The sequence below is a fragment of the Yersinia sp. 1252 StPb PI genome (assembly GCF_048593885.1).
Lineage (GTDB): Bacteria > Pseudomonadota > Gammaproteobacteria > Enterobacterales > Enterobacteriaceae > Yersinia > Yersinia enterocolitica_E.
Window position 1 is genome coordinate 1 of sequence record NZ_JAZGQE010000463.1, and the last position, 574, is coordinate 574.

Here is a 574-nt window from a genome sequence, read left to right on the forward strand (position 1 = left end):
AGGAAATAAAGTATGGGAAAAGGACACAGTAATGTCATGAGTCAGGGCCGCCGTGGCTCAACTGATGGCGTCAAGGGCGTGCCGAGAGGGCTTAGTGCTGGAAATCCTAATATCTTTTTACCACCGACAGCCAACCGCCACATACTTTTATCTTTACCCCGACGCGGCCACCCGGCATGAATATCGGTTCGGTATCGCCGCCACCGGCCAGTGCACCGGTCTTTCCGCAGCATACCGGAACGGATATCAGCTTCGATCACTCCAATCTTAGCATGACATTTTTGTCTCCGAACGAGATTGATTTCCACGATTACGTCATTTGGTTCCCAGCAGCGTCGGGGCTGGAACCGGAGTATATTTATCTTAAAACGCCACGGGATGAGCCGGGAGTGGTCACCGGTCGTGGGCAGCAAGTTGCAGGCGTTTGGCTGGCAGAGGCGGGTAAGGGGCTGGGGGTACCCATCCCGGCACAAATTGCCGATAAATTACGTAGCAGAAAGTTCAGTAGTTTTGATAGATTTAGGGAAGCGTTTTGGCAGGAGGTTGCGAATGACCCTGAATTGGCTGGGCAGTT

At 52.8% G+C, this 574-nt stretch carries 1 protein-coding gene; it reads left to right on the plus strand.

Features of this window, described 5'->3' with window-relative positions; all coding sequences use genetic code 11:
- Window positions 1–149: 149 nt before the first annotated feature.
- Window positions 150–574 (plus strand): S-type pyocin domain-containing protein (locus tag V2A85_RS24330; RefSeq protein WP_420072639.1); only part of this gene is annotated, 425 nt, incomplete at its 3' end.